At 40.7% G+C, this 17319-nt stretch carries 21 protein-coding genes; 5 read left to right on the top strand and 16 right to left on the bottom strand.

The annotated features are described in order from the left end of the window. From sigY to uptA, 4 genes are all read right to left on the bottom strand, one after another. Positions 1-522: an RNA polymerase sigma factor SigY gene (gene sigY, locus AC1D7X_RS06820; protein ID WP_495456078.1), complete on the bottom strand. Its 522-nt coding sequence runs from the start codon at positions 520-522 to the stop codon at positions 1-3. Positions 523-1008: 486 nt separating this feature from the next. Continuing rightward, positions 1009-1632: an MBL fold metallo-hydrolase gene (locus tag AC1D7X_RS06815; RefSeq protein WP_495474888.1), complete on the bottom strand. Its 624-nt coding sequence runs from the start codon at positions 1630-1632 to the stop codon at positions 1009-1011. A 5-nt stretch (positions 1633-1637) separates the two neighbouring features. Continuing rightward, on the bottom strand, positions 1638-2204 hold the full coding sequence (locus AC1D7X_RS06810; protein WP_495456027.1) for a thioredoxin family protein: 567 nt from the start codon (positions 2202-2204) through the stop codon (positions 1638-1640). Continuing rightward, entirely contained in the window at positions 2201-2797 is a 597-nt protein-coding gene (uptA, locus tag AC1D7X_RS06805; protein ID WP_495456077.1) for an undecaprenyl phosphate transporter UptA, read from the bottom strand. Before uptA ends, AC1D7X_RS06810 begins: the two co-directional genes overlap by 4 nt. Before the next feature lie 183 nt (positions 2798-2980). Here uptA and AC1D7X_RS06800 point away from each other — a divergent pair, with 183 nt between their 5' ends. After that, entirely contained in the window at positions 2981-3295 is a 315-nt protein-coding gene (locus tag AC1D7X_RS06800; RefSeq protein ID WP_495456026.1) for a dehydrogenase, read from the top strand. 11 nt (positions 3296-3306) lie between these two features. Here AC1D7X_RS06800 and AC1D7X_RS06795 read toward each other — a convergent pair whose 3' ends face one another. The 5 genes from AC1D7X_RS06795 to yyaC all read right to left on the bottom strand — a co-directional run bounded on the left by AC1D7X_RS06795 (position 3307) and on the right by yyaC (position 9195). Further along, positions 3307-5463, bottom strand: coding sequence for an O-antigen ligase family protein (locus AC1D7X_RS06795; RefSeq protein ID WP_495456025.1), 2157 nt, complete (start codon positions 5461-5463; stop codon positions 3307-3309). 228 nt (positions 5464-5691) lie between these two features. Continuing rightward, on the bottom strand, positions 5692-6870 hold the full coding sequence (locus tag AC1D7X_RS06790; protein WP_495456024.1) for a class I SAM-dependent methyltransferase: 1179 nt from the start codon (positions 6868-6870) through the stop codon (positions 5692-5694). A 51-nt stretch (positions 6871-6921) separates the two neighbouring features. Then, positions 6922-7596, bottom strand: a complete 675-nt coding sequence (locus AC1D7X_RS06785) for a DUF6483 family protein (RefSeq protein ID WP_495456023.1) — start codon at positions 7594-7596, stop codon at positions 6922-6924. A gap of 177 nt (positions 7597-7773) precedes the next feature. Then, complete coding sequence (locus AC1D7X_RS06780; RefSeq protein WP_495456076.1) at positions 7774-8568, bottom strand: alpha/beta fold hydrolase; 795 nt, start codon at positions 8566-8568, stop codon at positions 7774-7776. An 81-nt stretch (positions 8569-8649) separates the two neighbouring features. Then, complete coding sequence (yyaC, locus tag AC1D7X_RS06775) at positions 8650-9195, bottom strand: spore protease YyaC (protein ID WP_495456022.1); 546 nt, start codon at positions 9193-9195, stop codon at positions 8650-8652. 181 nt (positions 9196-9376) lie between these two features. Between yyaC and AC1D7X_RS06770 the strand changes: the two genes are divergently transcribed. Then, complete coding sequence (locus tag AC1D7X_RS06770; RefSeq protein WP_495456021.1) at positions 9377-9601, top strand: DUF1128 domain-containing protein; 225 nt, start codon at positions 9377-9379, stop codon at positions 9599-9601. Positions 9602-9692: 91 nt separating this feature from the next. Here AC1D7X_RS06770 and AC1D7X_RS06765 read toward each other — a convergent pair whose 3' ends face one another. Beyond that, complete coding sequence (locus AC1D7X_RS06765) at positions 9693-10424, bottom strand: pirin family protein (protein WP_495456020.1); 732 nt, start codon at positions 10422-10424, stop codon at positions 9693-9695. 247 nt (positions 10425-10671) lie between these two features. On the opposite strand from AC1D7X_RS06765, the gene AC1D7X_RS06760 reads away from it, so the two are divergent. The 3 genes from AC1D7X_RS06760 (at position 10672) to AC1D7X_RS06750 (ending at position 11830) form a co-directional block, all read left to right on the top strand. After that, the gene (locus AC1D7X_RS06760) at positions 10672-10929 is read left to right on the top strand and encodes a GlsB/YeaQ/YmgE family stress response membrane protein (protein WP_495456019.1); all 258 of its coding nucleotides are present in this window, start codon (positions 10672-10674) and stop codon (positions 10927-10929) included. A gap of 52 nt (positions 10930-10981) precedes the next feature. After that, positions 10982-11410 (top strand): YtxH domain-containing protein, encoded by a 429-nt coding sequence (locus AC1D7X_RS06755; RefSeq protein ID WP_495456018.1) that lies wholly within the window; start codon positions 10982-10984, stop codon positions 11408-11410. A 99-nt stretch (positions 11411-11509) separates the two neighbouring features. Continuing rightward, complete coding sequence (locus tag AC1D7X_RS06750; protein ID WP_495456017.1) at positions 11510-11830, top strand: DUF5665 domain-containing protein; 321 nt, start codon at positions 11510-11512, stop codon at positions 11828-11830. Between the two features lie 120 nt (positions 11831-11950). On the opposite strand, the gene AC1D7X_RS06745 is transcribed toward AC1D7X_RS06750, so the two are convergent. From AC1D7X_RS06745 to AC1D7X_RS06720, 6 genes are all read right to left on the bottom strand, one after another. Beyond that, positions 11951-12931, bottom strand: a complete 981-nt coding sequence (locus AC1D7X_RS06745; RefSeq protein ID WP_495456016.1) for a magnesium transporter CorA family protein — start codon at positions 12929-12931, stop codon at positions 11951-11953. A gap of 141 nt (positions 12932-13072) precedes the next feature. Further along, positions 13073-13843: a sigma-70 family RNA polymerase sigma factor gene (locus tag AC1D7X_RS06740; protein WP_495456015.1), complete on the bottom strand. Its 771-nt coding sequence runs from the start codon at positions 13841-13843 to the stop codon at positions 13073-13075. Beyond that, positions 13840-14295 carry an anti-sigma B factor RsbW gene (rsbW, locus tag AC1D7X_RS06735; RefSeq protein ID WP_495456014.1) on the bottom strand — a complete coding sequence of 152 codons (456 nt, stop codon included), beginning with the start codon at positions 14293-14295 and terminating at the stop codon, positions 13840-13842. The genes AC1D7X_RS06740 and rsbW overlap by 4 nt, the downstream gene beginning before the upstream one ends. Positions 14296-14316: 21 nt before the next feature. Beyond that, positions 14317-14652 carry an STAS domain-containing protein gene (locus tag AC1D7X_RS06730; RefSeq protein WP_495456013.1) on the bottom strand — a complete coding sequence of 112 codons (336 nt, stop codon included), beginning with the start codon at positions 14650-14652 and terminating at the stop codon, positions 14317-14319. Positions 14653-14759: 107 nt separating this feature from the next. Continuing rightward, complete coding sequence (locus AC1D7X_RS06725) at positions 14760-16421, bottom strand: response regulator (protein ID WP_495456012.1); 1662 nt, start codon at positions 16419-16421, stop codon at positions 14760-14762. 20 nt (positions 16422-16441) lie between these two features. Continuing rightward, the gene (locus AC1D7X_RS06720) at positions 16442-17311 is read right to left on the bottom strand and encodes a CheR family methyltransferase (protein WP_495456075.1); all 870 of its coding nucleotides are present in this window, start codon (positions 17309-17311) and stop codon (positions 16442-16444) included. Positions 17312-17319: the final 8 nt, after the last annotated feature.

The following is a 17319-nucleotide window of genomic DNA, read 5'->3' as shown; positions in this document are numbered from 1 at the left end:
TTATCTCATCTCCTCTCTTAATTGGCGAATACCCACCGCAACTCTTGATTTAACAGTTCCAGAGGGTATGCAGAGCATCTCTCCAATTTCCTCATAGGTATATCCATAGTAATGTTTAAGTAATACAGCTACGCGATGTTCCGTGGTTAGTCGTGCTAACGACTCTAATATATCGTCCCATTCCTCATTCTTGCTCTCAAACTGCCACTTCATCTTACGAATACCTCGCTCCTTAAAGAGCCAACTTTTCTCTCTCTTTTTACGACGCATCTGATCAATATATAGCCTGGTCCCTATCGTCATGAGCCAAGAAGAGAATGAGGAGGAGCCATCATATAAGCGTATTTTCTCGATACAACGGATCATGGTATCTTGTGTAAGATCCTCTGCCATAACTGGATCCATCGTCACTTTGACTAAGTATTTATATATAAAAGCGTAATGTTCATGTATTAGATCCGCTAGAACATCAACATCTCCCTGCTTCGCAAGTTGGATTCTATCTTGTTCCTCTGTCCTCATCTTCCACCCCTCTTCCATCCACGACACATATAATACGAATAGGTTCACCATTTCGTTCATTTCTCTTTCAATACATACAAAAAAGTTCAAACCTATAACGGTGTTTATAAAATGTATTGATTGTCGCAACCGTAGCGGAGATGACGGAATTGTCCTGGAGAAGCGTTAGTGGTCGCCTACAAGCTTTCTGTAGGAAAGCTACTCCGAAAGCATATGCTTTGTACTCTGATTTCTACCGCCAAGCGGTATATAATCAAGAAATCAGAGTACAACAGCGCTCGGAAGGACAATCCGGCATCGTAGCGTCAAGCTACTCAACACTTTTTTAAGCACTTGTTTTAGTTTTGAACAAAAAAATAAAACACGCAAACCGGGATCAATTCCTCAGCTTGCGTGCTTTTTTGGTTTGTAATTCAAATAACTAACAAGATTGTAACCACTTTGTCATCTTTTGTACAGGTAAATATTCCTATTTCAAATCATATGTTACACGTACGGGTTATTAGAACGTTCATAGCCAATCGTTGTCCGTGGGCCATGACCTGGATATACTTTCACTTCATCTTTTAGTGTAAACAACGTATTGTGTATCGAATCAAACAAATCCCGCTCTCTACCCCCATGAAGATCCGTACGTCCTACCCCAAGTCGAAATAATACGTCACCGGAGAAAAGATCGTCTCCAACAAGGAAGCTAACACTTCCGGGAGAATGCCCTGGTGTATGATACACCGCGAATTGATGCCCTATAAGCTCCAATTGTTGTCCTCCAGCTAAATCATACTCCGCAGGATCGGTAGACAATGGTGGTGAAACCTCTGACCACATTAAAGAGCCATTCAATTTAGGCGTTGTAAGCCAATCACTTTCTAAATCATGTAAATAGACCGGACAGCCTTTGAGTTTACGAATCTCGTCGACTCCACCCATATGATCGAAATGGGCATGGGTTAAGAGAATAGCTTCGATCTCCAAGTTCTCAATTTTTCTAATAAGTGCAGCAGGATTCATACCCGGATCTATAATAATGGCCTTGCCCTGTTCTTCATTCGTTAGCAAATAGCAATTCGTCTGTAGGGGACCTAAGGAGTAACTATCCATTTTTAACATCGTTATTATATTCCCGATATCAATTCGCGCAGTTCTTTAAGAATAGCTGCACGGATATCTACTCCTTCTCCATAAGCATCGACCATTTGTGAACGTACAATAGCCATATTCTCGGCATAATCTGCTGCTTCACGATCTGGATTCTCTTGCTTAAAGGCAATCATGTATTGTTGCACATGTTTCGGACGAGGTCCCCAAGACCCTAGAACATGTCCTCCGGTATCTACAAAGATGACTACAGGAACTGATCTTCCGCCCATGGTAAGGAATTCGTCCATCACATCGAAGTTCTCTTCAAGGATCAAGACTTCAGTAGGAATCCCTGCAGTGTCTAGTGCATGGAATACCACCGGTACATTACGCACCACATCTCCACACCAATCCGCAGCCAGAATGAGTACACGTAAATCATCGCGATGATTCAAACTTCCAAAAAATTCGCGTTCTAGAGTACTGTCCCATACGAATTCATCATAGTTGGCTTGGAACGTCTCTTTATTCTTTTGCATGCCGTCTATAAATTGTTGGGGAGAAATCCCGGTTCTAAGCTTATCAGCCAAATTAGTTCTCATAGACTCATCCCTTTCTTCTTGTTTCTAACCCACTTCATAAGGAAATATACAATTAATAAAGCAAGCGCTATTAAGAGAATCGGTGTAATGTAAGGGCCTGCTGTTTCATCAATATTCTCCCACTGTGCTCCTAAGTAATTCCCTAGATATACAAACAAAAATGACCAAGGGATAATTGCCAGAGTCGTTAATGCCGTGAATTTACCTAGATGCATACGAGACATTCCTGCTGGAATTGAAATCGCATGTCGTACAATCGGAATAAATCGTGCTGTGAAGATCACGCCTGCACCATATTTTTGAAACCATGCTTCTGACGCATCGATCTGTTTCTTATGAATGAAAATATATTTCCCATATTTCTCGAGTATAGGTCGACCACCATAACGGCCAATCCAATACACAAATATTTGGGCTATAACTCCGCCAATGACACCAAATAAGACAGCTCCAAAGAAATTAATTTGGCCCGTAAATACAAGGTAACCGCCATAAGCAAGTACAATTTCACTAGGAATAACCTCTACCATCAATCCAATCATGATACCGAAATAACCTAAACTCTGAATCCAATGAAATAACTGATTAACCATTTCTGAAATAAGCTCCACTCTGTCCCCTCTTTCATTATGTATTTTTATAAGCTAATGAATCTCCTATCCTAATTCCTATTCTAGCATAGAGAGGACATCCCTTCTACTTGAGCCCAATTAATGTAATATGGGTGTCTTCCGTCTATCTTCACGCATACGTTGTGGATGAGAGGAGTGAGGATAATGCCCACTAGTCATACGTCAAAAAATGATAGACCCCTTCCAACACCACGTGGGATTCGTAGAGCTTGTAATAAAGAGCTGTACCGTACACTCAAACGAATGAAGACACATATTCCAGAGCCACTGTTAAAACAAGGTGAAGAATATTACTACCGTAAGGTCATCGGAAATCTAATCTGGATTCATGAGAATCATAGCAACCGTAAAATGCAATACCAGTGGTGGGAGCGTGAGGTCAGCGAAGAATTAGCAACAATGTGGCAAGTCGACCACGAGAAGTTGTGTCACGCCTTTCGCGATGCTTTCGGAGGTTAAGGATTAGATGGTTATAAATCGGGCAGCGATTGTGCCAGCATATCCAGCTGACTGCCCCATTTCTTAGCTTCCTTTGTTAATAGAAATTGTCTATCATTATGTAATTGTTCTTGGTGTCGCACTAATTCTTCAACCTTATCCTTGTAATCGTTATACTGGCTAACCCCTATTCGGACCAATCGATCGGATTCATCTCGATCCCCTCTAGATAATTGATCGAGGGATAAGGTAAGTAATCTCTCCAGACTATGACTTTGTTTATCCGTATTGTAAGGATCTAAAAGAATGCTCTTGGACAACCATTTTATATATGGCTCACTTTCACCTAGCTCTCCATAAGCGTATGCTAACTTCCATACTAGACCAGGATGTTGTGGGGAATAGGATAAGCTTTGTATCAGTATCGGGATCGCTTCCTTCGGTGTAGATATCTGCACGAACTGAAGTGTTGCATCCGTGTTCATCGGATTCCAGCGTAAGGAAGAACGAAGTAGTCTCTGAGAAGATTCAGCATCCTGCGTCTGCATAGCTTGTTTCTGCAAAATACTACTCATCTCTCCACGAAGGGATAATCCAGTCAAACCTAACGTTATACATAACCATATAATACAAATGACTGTTGGCATGATTAAGTTCAAACGATATCGAGTAGATAAAGACTCTACATTTGGAACCGAAATATCAGTGTCACTTGCGGTAAGTGTAACTCCTTGATGAGCATGATTGCGATACGAGAATCCCCATGCTGCTAACCAAAAGATTAGAAGCCATACGAGCCCAAAACTCCAATCAAAATCTACTGCTGCGTGAAGAACGAATACCAAATAAGTAGGTACTAATGTGCGTTGTTGCTTATATAACATCCAACCGATCCCAATCAACATGAACACCACAATCATAAATCCAATCATTCCGGTATTTAATAAAAGGTCTAGGTATCCACTATGAACTTCACTTCCTACATAGGGTTGGGACTGTATCGAAGCATAAGACATCCGCCAAGTATATCCTCCTTGGCCTAACCAGGGTGCTTGTTGAACTAGTCTCCATGCATCTCGGTAAATGACCCAGCGTGCTGATACCGTTCCATAGTTTGTGGTGAGTCTCTCGTTCACCGTCAACCAGACTGTAACACAACTCGCGATCCATAGAACCACAGCAACGAACATCATCATGATCCTTCGAGTACGAGGATGGCTGAGATGGCTATTGAGCAAGAACTCGCGACTATGTGAAGTAGAGAATGTACGAGCGCGGCCGTGTACCAGCCGCGACAGTCCTAGGCCGGCGAGCGTGCTGCCGGCCCACAGCCCAGCCAGCCACAATAGGCTGGGCCAAAGAACTGGAGCCAGCTGCACCTGTGCCAGCTGGCGGTACAACAGAGCCGCGCCTAAGCATGGCGCGGCAGCAAGAACGAGCGGCGGCACCAGCCTCCGCCGCTCAAGCACGAAGCCGGCGGCCGCGGCCACGCCGGCAGCCACCCAAGCGCCGCGCGACTCGCTGAGGAGCAGCGCGGCGGCATAGGGTGCTATCGGCAGAATGCCTAGTAGCACCCTAGGGTTGGTGGGCCGCTGCTTCATAAGCGGCACCAATGCGAATAGCCGCTCCAACAGGAAGGCGGCCATGATCGCACCGAATGTGTTGGGATACTGGATCATCCCAGCTAATCTTGCACCTGTAGCGCTTATTTCAGGATTCGATGTGAACACAATATTGAAAGGAATATGTATAAGTCCGTAGATATCAAAGATGGCACTAAGTGAAAGTAATAATCCCATACTATGCCAGCCTACTTGAAGGAGAGTTCTCCCCTCTTTCTTGGATCCCACAGCATAAGCTATAACAGCAACCGTCCCTAGCCATCCCCATTTCAACAGTTCAACGGTCGTCCCTTGAGCAGATAGCGGTTCAGATAATCGATGTATGACAAATAGGATCGTTATAAGAAAAGGACATAGGAGTATCCAAATATCAGGAAGTTTCGTTGTATTCTCCCCGATCTTATTGCTCCGAGTTAGCACAGACATGCCAAGGACCAAGGAGATCATACTTATCCCAAGTACAACCCTATATAAGTCCGTTGCAAAAAAGGCCCCTGTCTGCAAGCAACATACAACACCCATCACAAGCAAACCAACACCTGATAATCTTCGCTCCCAACGATTCATATGAACAACCATCCCATCCCATTCGATATTGAACCTATTAAACTTTCACATCGTTTCACAAGCATAAACGGCTTCGCCGTCCTTTAGCGGCGATGAAACGTTTAGCGTTGAAATATAATCCTATTTATAAGCAGAAATACTTATAAATTCTTATATTTTAAAAAAACCGCCCAGCACGGGCGGCTCTTTCTTTATTATAGGAAGTTATGGATATTGTTATACTTCATTCTACTGACGATTAGATCCGGATGGAAGAAGATCTGCACAGGCCTTTTCTAAATAAGGAGATATATGCAGGAAATCACGGAACTCCGTGTATTCTTTCCATAACTGAGTCCGATCACCACTATCCCCTTTTACTGCTCGAATAAGGATATTCTTGGGGGTATGTTCCATGTCAATAAACTCTAGCAGTTGCGTACGGTAACCCATAAGATCTAACAATTTAGCACGCACACCATCTGTCGCAAGCGCAGAGAATCGTTCCTTCAATATGCCATGGGATAGCAACGGGTCTAACAAGGAATTCTTCACTTGATTGAATACTTCATGTTGGCAACACGGTACAGATAGAATAACCGATGCATCCCACCGAATGGCTTTCTCAAGTGCGGCATCTGTTGCTGTATCACAAGCATGAAGAGTGACTACCATATCGACCTTCTCTAGTTCGTTGTAATCTGCGATGTCTCCCACAAGGAACTTTAGATTACTATACTCCAATTTGCTAGCTAACTGATTACAATGTTCAATGACATCTACCTTCAGGTCTAGTCCAACCACATTCAACGTTCTTCGTTCTTGAATAGCTAAATAATGATAAAGCGCAAATGTTAAATAAGATTTACCACAACCGAAATCCACAATGGTCAATGGACTATCCTCAGGCAAGTTTGGAAGAACATCCTCGACCATCTCGAGAAAGCGATTGATCTGTCTGAATTTATCATATCTGCGAGCCAATACTTTACCATCTTCATTCATGATTCCGAGTTCTACTAAGAAGGGAATCGGTTGTCCCTCTTCTAGTACATACTGCTTCTTTCGATTATGAGATAAGTCTGCTTCTGTCTTAGAAGGAGATTTGGTCAGAATCGAGACCTTGAACTTCTTGCTAATTAGAATTTGATAATCCGCTTCAGAAGTACAGATAATTCCTTGACGGAACGTCTGCTCAAAAAGTTCTTCTAAAAGAAGTGTAGCTTCCGAAGCCGTGACATTCTTATGAACCACCTTGTTACTGTAATAATAAGCAAATTGATAATGCAGTACTTTTTTCAGCTCTACCAGTTTAATCTGTACTTTGGTATATGAAATGCCTTCTTTCTTGCGAAGTTGGCTTATCGTTGCCGTAATCATAGAAGAGTCGTCAATCACCTGTTGAATAAGTTTGCGTAATGATTCCAAAAGAGTACATCTCACTTTCTAAAAGTTTGTCTTATCCGTTACAATACCATATTAACTTGGCTCATCCAAATCATTCTTACTCCTATTTTGCTGCATTTCAATTAACCCTTCCATCACTTCCACTCTTGGAAGCCTACCTTGCTCTAGCCTTTCATCTTCTTGACCCGTGAGTCGTTCATAGAATGAGATCCCCTGTGCTGGATCGATTCCGTCTTGTTCTAAAAGACGAAACAACCCATCCTCAGCTTCTGCGTAACTTCCTATTTTCTCATGATATTGAAATAATAGAAGCTCTGTTTTTAACGGAAGGCGATAATCCTGGGTCTGTGTCCGGAGGTTAGCAATCTGTTCTGGGAGGTGTAACAACTCCTTATTTGCACCATGAATATCCGCAATTAAATATAGATGTAATGATTTCATATAACGTGTCAGACCTTCATCGCTTTGTCCTAGTTCCATATATATTTTTCCCTCTTCATTTAGAAGATACGCAGCACCCTGTAGCTTGTCAGATTCAACCGTACCGCCAAAACGAAACATATCCGTTATTTCTTCCGCTGGTAATGAATTTAACAGACGTGAATTAAGAAGAAACTCTTTACTCATTAATTCATCTATTTCCCATAGGGCCTCTGTATGTTTCCGTTCCTTTTTTAAATCAAATACTTTGGCAACCATTTGGGTCATTTCCTCAATCATCCTAATGATGTAGTCTTTACGAAACATATAAATCCCCCTTATAATCCCCAATTTCCGTACGTTTCTTGTTCCACTCATCTTCGATTGTAAGTCATTCATACAAGCAAATCCAGTAAGCTCGCAACGAATGATGTCCCATCCATCGTCACAAAAAATCCGAAGGGCTCAAAAGCCTCCGGATTTGTATGACAATTCGTTATGAAGTTAGTTATTTTTCACCTTGTCCATAAAAGAAATAATACGATTAGCCAACTGATCAGGTGCTTCAATCATACTCATGTGTCCTGCCCCTGCAATCGTTACTTGAGTGACATTAGGTTGGTCCACGGTAAATGTCTTATCTTGTGAAATAATGCCATCCTGTTCTCCTGCAACAAGTAAAACGGGAAGAACGGATGCTGACAACACATCTCGACGATCCGGACGTTCACGCATGGCCATTGCAGCACCAGAAGCCCCCTGCGGTGGTGTTCTATACCCAATTTCTTTTGCAATGTTTATCCATTCTGGATGTGATTCCACATGATCTGGAGCAAATAAACTAGGAATCATGTTATCCACAAAAGATGTGATTCCTTGCGTCTGTATACTACTTACCGCCAGAAGACGTTTCTCCTTTGCCTCTTCACTATCCGGGAAAGCGGTAGAGTGAATAAGTCCAAATCCATTCAATCTAGAGGAATAACGCTGAACAAATGATAGCGTAATATATCCACCTAGCGAATGCCCTAAGAGAGTTACTTTGGAAAGCTCCAGTGAATCTAATAAGTGAAGAACATCATCCGCCATTTGCTCAATCGTATATGCTCCCATGGGCGCATCTGAACTTCCATGACCTCTCAGGTCAGGTACGATACAGCGATAGTGATCGGATAACAATGGAACAACTTGATCCCAATATTCCGAACTTCCACAGAATCCGTGCAGCAGCACTAGAGGTTCTCCTTGGCCTTGTTCTTTATAACAAATTGTATTTCCATCACATAATACTTTTTCCATAGTTAGTCCTTCTTTCTGTTTCGTTCTGTATCGTTTCATATGTACTATTAATCCAAGAAGCGTCATCTTGAAACCGTTTAATTAATAATTCAAGATTCCGAAGCCTTTCATTATAGATCGCGAAATTTGTTGAGCCATGTTCATAACTTGATATAATGAAGTAACTTGCAATGTCCAATAAGGTCTAGGACCGTTCGAATTGACCACTGCAGCTACACTATAGTCTCCTACAGCAGGAAGATTCAATCCGACGGATTGAGCCGGTTGTAATGGTTCGCTAGAGATGTAATAAGATCCTATAGCCGTCGTTTGTCCTAAGCATGCATCGATCGCAATAATAGTATGGTCCGATGGTACTTCTGCTAATCGATCTTCCAGATTACCTGCGTCACATGGCATGGCGAGACTTCCCACGACATGAGGAATTCCATATTCCAATAGTTGGCTTCCCACAAGTGGCCCCAAGGCATCACCTGTAGATCTGTCCGTTCCAATACATAGGAATGTAATGTTATCTAAGGAATGCTCTGCTGCGATATGATGAAAGAACTCAACTAATTGCATCTCATTCTTCTTTTTAGAGTGTCCATTTGCAACATTTACAAGATGTACATCCCTTACCCTCATTGATTCGATCCCCTCCATCATAGGAATTCATTAGAAGTGCTAATTACCTCATTGTATTCCATAATAGAAGCCTTGAGAAGTAACTTAGACGATAGGATTACACCTGAATCATGGAGTGATTAGTGAAGACATGTTACAATACAGGAAGTGTATTTCATATCAAGAGAGGATGGTCCCATTAATGGATTTATCGAATAAAACACCAGAAAATATTGAATATATGATTGAAGAGATTAAAACAAAGTTAAGAATGGCAAGTGGAGCAGCTATGCAGGCTTCCGCATTCTCAATAGATTATTACGAAGATATACAAGATATATACGAATTAGTTATGAAGAAGAATAACCTTAGCATTTCGGAAGTAGAATCCCTTGTATCCGAACTTGGACGGTTACGCCGTCAGTAGAATGAAAGACATAACAATAAGGGTGCCCTAGCCATCATTATGGTATAGGAACACCCTCTTTGTTATGATATAGACTTTTAGATACAACTACTCAAGGAAGATCTACAAGAATGAACTCCGATTTCCCCTCGCTACTACTTCCTTTAATATGCAAATCACATGATTTATGAATTCGTGCTGCGTCTCCTGGTTCTAAATGAAAGGTACCCTCATCGCACTTTATTTCTAAATGACCAGAAATAAGATAGAGATGTGTTCTTCTCTCCTCTTTTTGCGGAAAAACAAGTTCTTGTCCTGTCTCCAAAGTTGGTAAGTAGATGGATACATCTTGTTGGATAGACAATGAATGATCTTCTGGTTTAATGACATTCTGACCAACGACAACCGGTGCCCATTGATTAGTCATTGCCTCTTTAGAGAAATCCCTGTATTCCCATCTTGGTTCTAAATTAGGTTGAGAGGGCAGAAACCACATTTGCAAGAAGCGAACAGGCTCTGTAGTTGATGGATTAGTCTCAGCATGGCTTACTCCTGTTCCTGCACTCATAACCTGAACGGTACCTGCTTCTAATACGTGTTGATTGCCCAGATCATCCTCATGTTGTAACGTTCCTGAGATAACTAGACTCACAATCTCTAGATCATGATGTGGATGTTTCTTAAATCCTTCTTGAGGTTGTAACTGATTATCATTAAGAGCAAGTAGGCAACCGAAGTGGGAATTACTCGGATCATCATAGTCTGCAAATGAGAAGCTAAATTCACTATGAATCCAACCCTTCTCCGACGTATGGCGTTCTGCTGAAGTTACGATCTTAATCATTTCAAAACACCTCCATAGTTTACATAAATTGATTGTGTGAATTTGATATTTATTACTTACCCGTGGCTATATTACTTCAATCATTTTAAAAAAAGCCTATGAATGACTTCCTATAGATGGGCTGATTTCTGCCCCTTAATTCAAGTTATAAGAAGAATTAACCTTGTTTCATCCGTCCTCCTGTAGTTTAATTAACAAGTAAGCAAGACAACAACAACATAACATTTAAACCTAAGGAGGTCTTACTATGTGGGGTATAATTATTAGTATAGTAATGGCAATTATTATCGGATTTATCGGCGACGCGCTGGTAGGTAATAATATGCCGGGAGGTATAATAGGATCTATGATTGCCGGTTTTGTCGGAGCATGGATCGGAGCTTGGTTATTTGGTAGTTGGGGTCCTCAAATTGGTGGATTTGCAGTAGTACCAGCGATTCTGGGAACAGCCATTTTTGTTTTCTTACTAGGTTTATTAAACCGTTTATTTAGACGTGCTGCCTAGATCTACAATATACTTATTACCTATTAAAAATATAACTTAGGAGTGATTTCGTATGAATCAAGAAGAAAAAGACTATCCAGTTCAAAGTGGCGGTACATTCTTTAAAGGTGCATTGATTGGTGGATTAATTGGTGCTGCAGCAGCTCTATTGTTTGCTCCAAAACCAGGTAATGAACTACGCGGAGATTTAAACGACAAGTTATCCCTTATGACTGACAAGACAAAGGAAGTTGCCTGTGTTGTAGGTGATAAAGCAACTGAAATTGCTAAAACAGTCTCTACTAAATCTTCTGATGTCGCTAAAAGCGTTGTTGAAGGTACTAATAACATCGTAGATACCGTAAGAAGTTCTGCTTCTGATGTATCTGAAGAAGTAGCTCATGTGTCTAACGACGTTAAAGAAACTTCCAAAGATGCCGCTAAAGATATCAAAGACACTTCCAAAGATGCTCAGAAAGAACTGAACGCTACAAAATACTAAGCCGTTCGTTCACAGGAAATAGCCGGCTTTCTAAGCTGGCTATTTCTTGCGTCAACATATATGATTTTCCACATTTCACAACGAAAGTGAGGATGTCTTATGACAAAAGTCAGAAATTATGAAGTGGATGAACATCCTTTTGAACTCAGGCATGAGGTAAAGCATCTTAATACTCGACTTGACCAAATTGCCGATATGCTTGATAAAGCTGAATTCAAAGACATCGTTGAGAACTACACTAACCCCAAGAAAAGGATCATTACTAACTTTACAGCAGGTCTCTCACGTGGTCTGGGGTTATCTGTAGGAACTTTTGTTGTTCTAGGTATTCTTGGTTATATCCTAAGTATCTTCGTGGATATGCCTCTCATTGGTAAATACCTTGGCGACCTGCAGAAATATATTGATGCTTACAAGTAGAGACAGCTGCGTGATCCTTCTCCAAGGACGGCATCCGTTTCAGCGGGATATAAGAAATGGCCTGAAGAAATCCTTACACAAGGAATCTTCAGGCCATTTCTTACATCAGTAGTAGTGAAGTTATACATGCTTTTCCTTCGAATTTGCCTTAAGAAGATCACCGGTCCATCCCTTCTTACGCATCCATAAATACATTACTGTCGTTGTTAATCCAATAATCGCTATCATTCCTACAAACCCCCAAGACACTTTCGAGAATGGAATGATGTCGAAGTTCATACCCCAGATGGCACCGATAACAGTAGCTGGGGTAAATACGGCTGTTAATATGGTCAATGTCTTCATGATCTCATTCCCTCTAAAAGCGGAAACGGCATTATCAATTGAAATTAAGGTGTTTATTTCATTATTGTAATGAACAAATAAGGTTTCCATTCTGTCCACTCTATAGAACAATTGATTATAGAACCGGTTATCCTTCATCTCATCATAATATGCTTCCTTAGAAGCAACAACCAACTCTTGAAAAGAGATAAATAAATTATTCCAAAACAGCAAATCATAACGCGAAGCTAAGATCTCATCCATTAGATATCGTTTATTACTTCGTTCCATCTCTTGTTCTAATTCACGCAAATTGCATTCAAATACATCCATCCCTTTATGGAGATAGTGAAGAACCGTTCGAGCGATGACTAATAATCCTTCTACAGCTTGCTCACATTGCTGCAACATCGTCAGTCGATTCTTCCTATTCAATTCCTCCCATGTCTGATCGTCCAGGTTAATCGTAATTAAGGTATCTTTATATACAAAGTAATGGAATTTTCTCACTTCACGTTTATCATTGTGCTTTGTCGCATTCATCGCATATTCTATCGTTCCAAATATACTCGGATTCTTGCCATCCGGAAATCGAACGCTTATGTAATTGGTCTTGAGATGTGGCAGCATATCAAGCCATTCCACTGCGTCAGGATGATCTCTCCGGAGCTTCTCCACTTCTGGTGATAACCAATCATCTGCGACTAAGTCGTGCCACTCCCATTGCTCAGCCACGAATAACAAATTATATTGCCTTCCCCCTATCTTACCCTTCAATGAAGTCCCCTCCTTAGATATATATATCATTCCTTATAATTTCAAAAAGGACACGCTCCTATTCTGCTGAGAGAATATTAGCGTGTCCTGACGAAAGTGAAATTGATCTGTGTCATGTACTGTTGCTTCATAAATTTCCTTTTATAAAGAAGCATTCGTAATAATTTCTCTTAGCTTCTCTGTAGCTCTCTTTTGGATTCTCGATACACTCATTTGGGATATTCCTAACTTCTGAGCAATCGATCTTTGAGATTCACCATCTTGAAAAGCAAGTAACAATACCTTTTGTTCTTGATCCTTAAGCTGATTAAGAGCCTGTTGTAAATCCATACGTTTCTCAACGGAATCATAATCATTGACGTCAGAACTAATTAATTCACCTAAAGTTGCACCCGAATCCTCCTGTGAAAGAGGTGAATCTAACGAAACATAATGATAGCATTCACGACCCGCCAGCACCTCGATCGTCTCTTCTGGTGTTAAATCTAGATATTCAGCAATTTCCTGAACATTAGGAGAGCGTTCGAATTTGACTGTCAATTCATCAATCGCATGCTGAACTTGGGCACCTTTCTCCTTAATTCTTCGTGGAACTTGAATATACCACGATTTATCTCGAAGAAAGTTCTTCATATGTCCGATCATACTCTTCATAGCATATGGCTCAAATGGAATCCCCATACTAATGTCATACTGTTTCAGCAGACGAATCAAAGCCATCTGACCTACTTGATATAAATCCTCATAAAGATCAGGACGATTACGAGAGATTTTACCTGAAGCCATCTTGACCATCGGTTCATATTTTTTTATAAGTACAGTCGCTATTTCATTATCTTGTGTCTGCTGGTATTCCCAGATCAGACCCACTGCTTCGCTCATGGACTCGGGGGGAGTCACATTCTCACTCATACTACTTCCTCACTTTTCATGATACGCTTCTTAAGTACAACTTTCGTACCATGACCCGCTTGACTTTCTACACTAACATCATCCATAAGCGCCTGCATTAAATAGAACCCTAGCCCCCCAATTTGGGCGTCATCTAGTTCTTTATCATGTAACGAACTACGTTCAGATTGAGCAGCTACACTGTCAAAGCTCTCCCCTTCGTCCTTGACAATAATAGATAAATTATCACCATCTATTTCAAAAGTAACTTCGACCATTCCATCTTTCTGCCCATAAGCATACAGCACAGAATTATTACAAGCTTCGGATACAGCTACTTTCATATCTTCAATTTCCTCATATGAAAAACCCATTTTGGAGGCAATACCATACAAATTCAATCTCACAATATCAACATAATCAGCACTAGCGGGTAATGTTATTACCACTTTCTGAACTGCTTCACCATTCATTTATCTTTCGATCCTTTCCTATTAGGAATTCTCTTTAGGTGCAAAGAACTTGGCAATACCCGTCATATCAAATAATTTTTGAATCTGTGGCGGAACTTCTTCAACAAGAAACTTAGAACTCATCCCATGTCTTGCTTTTAGAATAGATAATAAAATCCCAATACCCGTGCTGTCAATGTACTTTAGGTCTTTTAAATTAATGATAAGATCCCGGTTCGCATCTCCAACCAACGGTTCCATCACTAGTCGGAATTCTGGAGCAACAGATAAATCCAATTCTCCAGAAAGAAAAACTGTGCTTACTCCATCGTTCACTTCCGTTGTAGCATTAAACTTTTCGTTATTATTTATATTCATCGTCATTCTCTCCTGAAAATAGGTTTTTACTATCAATATTCATAACCCTATTTAGTGATGGTTGAAACAACTTACACTCAAAATAACTTTTGTTAATTATGCCCTCATCATAAAAGTTGATTCACCTGTAGGGGGAGATTGTTCGCGTAGAGCGATAATATTTGATTAACACTACTCATGTGAATGGGTTTACTAATATAATTATCCATTCCAGCTTCAGAACATCGTTGTTCAATGCCTTCCATCACATTCGCTGTCATAGCAATGATAATAGGCTGTTCCTCTGCTGAAGAGATAGATGCTCGGATCTTTGCCGTGGCTTCCAATCCGCCCATTACAGGCATCTGTAAGTCTATGAATATCACTTTGTAGCCATTGTTATTCTGAATCATCTCTAAGGCATGTGACCCATCAACAGCGATATCAGCTGATAGGCCTAACTTATAGAGCATACTTACCATCAGTTTCTGGTTCACAGGATGATCGTCCACAATTAATACGCTAGCCTCAAGCCGCTCTCTTTTGGCTACTGGCAATCCCAGATTATCTACGAGACACAGTTCACGTTCTTCATCATTCAACTGTCGAACAACGATGTTGAATACAAACGTAGCCCCTTCTTCATCCATTGATTCCGCGTAAATGCTACCACCCATCATTTCAACCATGGATTTGCAGATGGCAAGGCCAAGGCCTGTACCTCCATATTTACGATTCATAGATGAATCCAGTTGAGAAAATGGTAAGAATAATTTATCAAGCTTGTCATTGGAGAGTCCAATTCCTGTATCTTTTATCGTAAACTCGATCGTCAAATGATCCTCATCGCTTTGTTGGAGTGATACCACTAGGTAAACCCCACCCTGAGCGGTGAATTTGATGGCATTGGAGATTAGATTAATAAGAACTTGCCGAAGTCGGTTCATATCACCATATACAACTTCAGGGATATTATCATCCATAAAGTAAACCAACTCCAGATTCTTCTTACTTGCATCCATTGCAAAAAGACTAATTACTTCTTGGACACAAGCCTGTACATCAAATGGATGTTCTTCAAGCTCCATTTTACCTGATTCCATCTTGGTGAAGTCTAGTATGTCATTTATGACAGCGACAAGAGCATCTGCACTCGTTCGAATAATCTCAGAATACTCCTTCTGATCATCTTGTAGTTCAGTCTCCATTAGAAGATCAATCATTCCGATAACGCCATTCATAGGGGTACGAATTTCATGACTCATCATCGCTAGGAATTCAGTCTTTGCTTTCACAGCAATTTCTGCAGCTTCCTTCGCCACAATAAGTTCCCGATTCATTTTCTCTAGTTCTTGCGTTTTTTGTTGAAGTATCATGGACTGCGTTTTGTGTTTCTTATTCGTCAAATACATTTCCACAAATCCCTCAATCTTAGACTTCAAGATTTGAGGGATAAAAGGTTTGACCATATAATCGATTGCTCCAGCGGAGTAACCAGCGAATAAGTGCTCTGCCTCTTTACTGTTTGCCGAGATAAATATGATGGGGATTTCCTTCGTCTTTTCCCGTGCCTTTATTAGTTTTGCGGTTTCGATCCCGTCCAATCCAGGCATTTGCACATCCAATATAATCACGGCAAACTCATTTTTCAACAGGCATCGTAAAGCTTCTTCTCCTGAAGTTGCCTTGATAAGATTATATTGTTCACTCTCGAGGACAGCCTCAAGCGCGAGCAAATTTTCTGGTCGGTCATCTACCAAAAGGATATGAATCGGTTCGAGAAACCCCATGCTATCTTCCTCCATTCTTCTCAATCTATTTTACGATATATTTTTTCTACTCGATCCAGTACCTCATATGAACTTCCAAAGTCTGTATGCTGTATGGATTCCTTAGAGCCCAATACTAGAATTCCAAAATGACTCAGGCTCTCGTGAAATAACCCATGTACACGATCTCGAAGTTTATCATTAAAGTAAATCATAACGTTACGGCATAAGATGACGTTAAATTCATTAAATGAGCGGTCGGTCGCTAAGTTATGTTCTGAGAAGATCATGTTTTTCTGTAAAAAAGGTTTGAAAATAACTGAGTTATATTTGGCTGTATAATATTCTGAGAAAGAACCGGTTCCACCCGCTTCTATATAATTCTTGGTATATAATTTCATTTTCTCAATTCCAAATATACCTGACTGAGCTTGTTTTAAAGAGTGATTATTCATATCTGTGGCATAAATACGTGTCTTATCGTAAAGACCCTCTTCATGTAGAAGGATGGCCATAGAATATACTTCTTCTCCCGTTGAACACCCCGCATGCCATATACGAAGATATGGATACGTACGAAGGATTGGAACTACATTTTCTCGAAATGACTTGAACAGTCCTGGGTCCCTAAACATCTCTGTAACAGGGATAGATAAACTATGAACCAAGCGATCAAATGTACCACGGTCATGAAGCACTCTCTCCTGAAGAGAAGAAATGTTTTTCAGTTGATTCATTTTTATGAAATTCCATATTCTCCGCTTTAGGGATGGAGTCGCGTAATCTCTAAAGTCGTGACCGTATAACCGATGCATCCCATCCAACAACAGTTCCAACTCAATATCCTCTCTTTCAGAGTCCATTGCGTTTCCTATTTGGTGTTCATCCTCAGGACCGTTCCATGAAGTCATAATATTAC

It is taken from the genome of Paenibacillus sp. Y568, from assembly GCF_059445545.1.
The sequence above is the reverse complement of the archived record's forward strand: the minus strand, read 5'-3'. Positions and strand labels throughout refer to the sequence as shown.

What these genes read in the sequence shown, in the direction of transcription:
- AC1D7X_RS06740 (WP_495456015.1), bottom strand. Translation starts at nt 13,843, where the DNA reads ATGAGTGAGAATGTGACTCCCCCCGAGTCCATGAGCGAAGCAGTGGGT.
- AC1D7X_RS06785 (WP_495456023.1), bottom strand. Translation starts at nt 7,596, where the DNA reads ATGTTTCGTAAAGACTACATCATTAGGATGATTGAGGAAATGACCCAA.
- AC1D7X_RS06730 (WP_495456013.1), bottom strand. Translation starts at nt 14,652, where the DNA reads ATGAATATAAATAATAACGAAAAGTTTAATGCTACAACGGAAGTGAAC.
- AC1D7X_RS06810 (WP_495456027.1), bottom strand. Translation starts at nt 2,204, where the DNA reads ATGAGAACTAATTTGGCTGATAAGCTTAGAACCGGGATTTCTCCCCAA.
- AC1D7X_RS06755 (WP_495456018.1), top strand. Translation starts at nt 10,982, where the DNA reads ATGAATCAAGAAGAAAAAGACTATCCAGTTCAAAGTGGCGGTACATTC.
- AC1D7X_RS06725 (WP_495456012.1), bottom strand. Translation starts at nt 16,421, where the DNA reads ATGGGGTTTCTCGAACCGATTCATATCCTTTTGGTAGATGACCGACCA.
- AC1D7X_RS06780 (WP_495456076.1), bottom strand. Translation starts at nt 8,568, where the DNA reads ATGGAAAAAGTATTATGTGATGGAAATACAATTTGTTATAAAGAACAA.
- AC1D7X_RS06750 (WP_495456017.1), top strand. Translation starts at nt 11,510, where the DNA reads ATGACAAAAGTCAGAAATTATGAAGTGGATGAACATCCTTTTGAACTC.
- AC1D7X_RS06720 (WP_495456075.1), bottom strand. Translation starts at nt 17,311, where the DNA reads ATGACTTCATGGAACGGTCCTGAGGATGAACACCAAATAGGAAACGCA.
- rsbW (WP_495456014.1), bottom strand. Translation starts at nt 14,295, where the DNA reads ATGAATGGTGAAGCAGTTCAGAAAGTGGTAATAACATTACCCGCTAGT.
- sigY (WP_495456078.1), bottom strand. Translation starts at nt 522, where the DNA reads ATGAGGACAGAGGAACAAGATAGAATCCAACTTGCGAAGCAGGGAGAT.
- AC1D7X_RS06765 (WP_495456020.1), bottom strand. Translation starts at nt 10,424, where the DNA reads ATGATTAAGATCGTAACTTCAGCAGAACGCCATACGTCGGAGAAGGGT.
- uptA (WP_495456077.1), bottom strand. Translation starts at nt 2,797, where the DNA reads ATGGTTAATCAGTTATTTCATTGGATTCAGAGTTTAGGTTATTTCGGT.
- AC1D7X_RS06800 (WP_495456026.1), top strand. Translation starts at nt 2,981, where the DNA reads ATGCCCACTAGTCATACGTCAAAAAATGATAGACCCCTTCCAACACCA.
- AC1D7X_RS06770 (WP_495456021.1), top strand. Translation starts at nt 9,377, where the DNA reads ATGGATTTATCGAATAAAACACCAGAAAATATTGAATATATGATTGAA.
- AC1D7X_RS06815 (WP_495474888.1), bottom strand. Translation starts at nt 1,632, where the DNA reads ATGTTAAAAATGGATAGTTACTCCTTAGGTCCCCTACAGACGAATTGC.
- AC1D7X_RS06795 (WP_495456025.1), bottom strand. Translation starts at nt 5,463, where the DNA reads ATGAATCGTTGGGAGCGAAGATTATCAGGTGTTGGTTTGCTTGTGATG.
- yyaC (WP_495456022.1), bottom strand. Translation starts at nt 9,195, where the DNA reads ATGAGGGTAAGGGATGTACATCTTGTAAATGTTGCAAATGGACACTCT.
- AC1D7X_RS06760 (WP_495456019.1), top strand. Translation starts at nt 10,672, where the DNA reads ATGTGGGGTATAATTATTAGTATAGTAATGGCAATTATTATCGGATTT.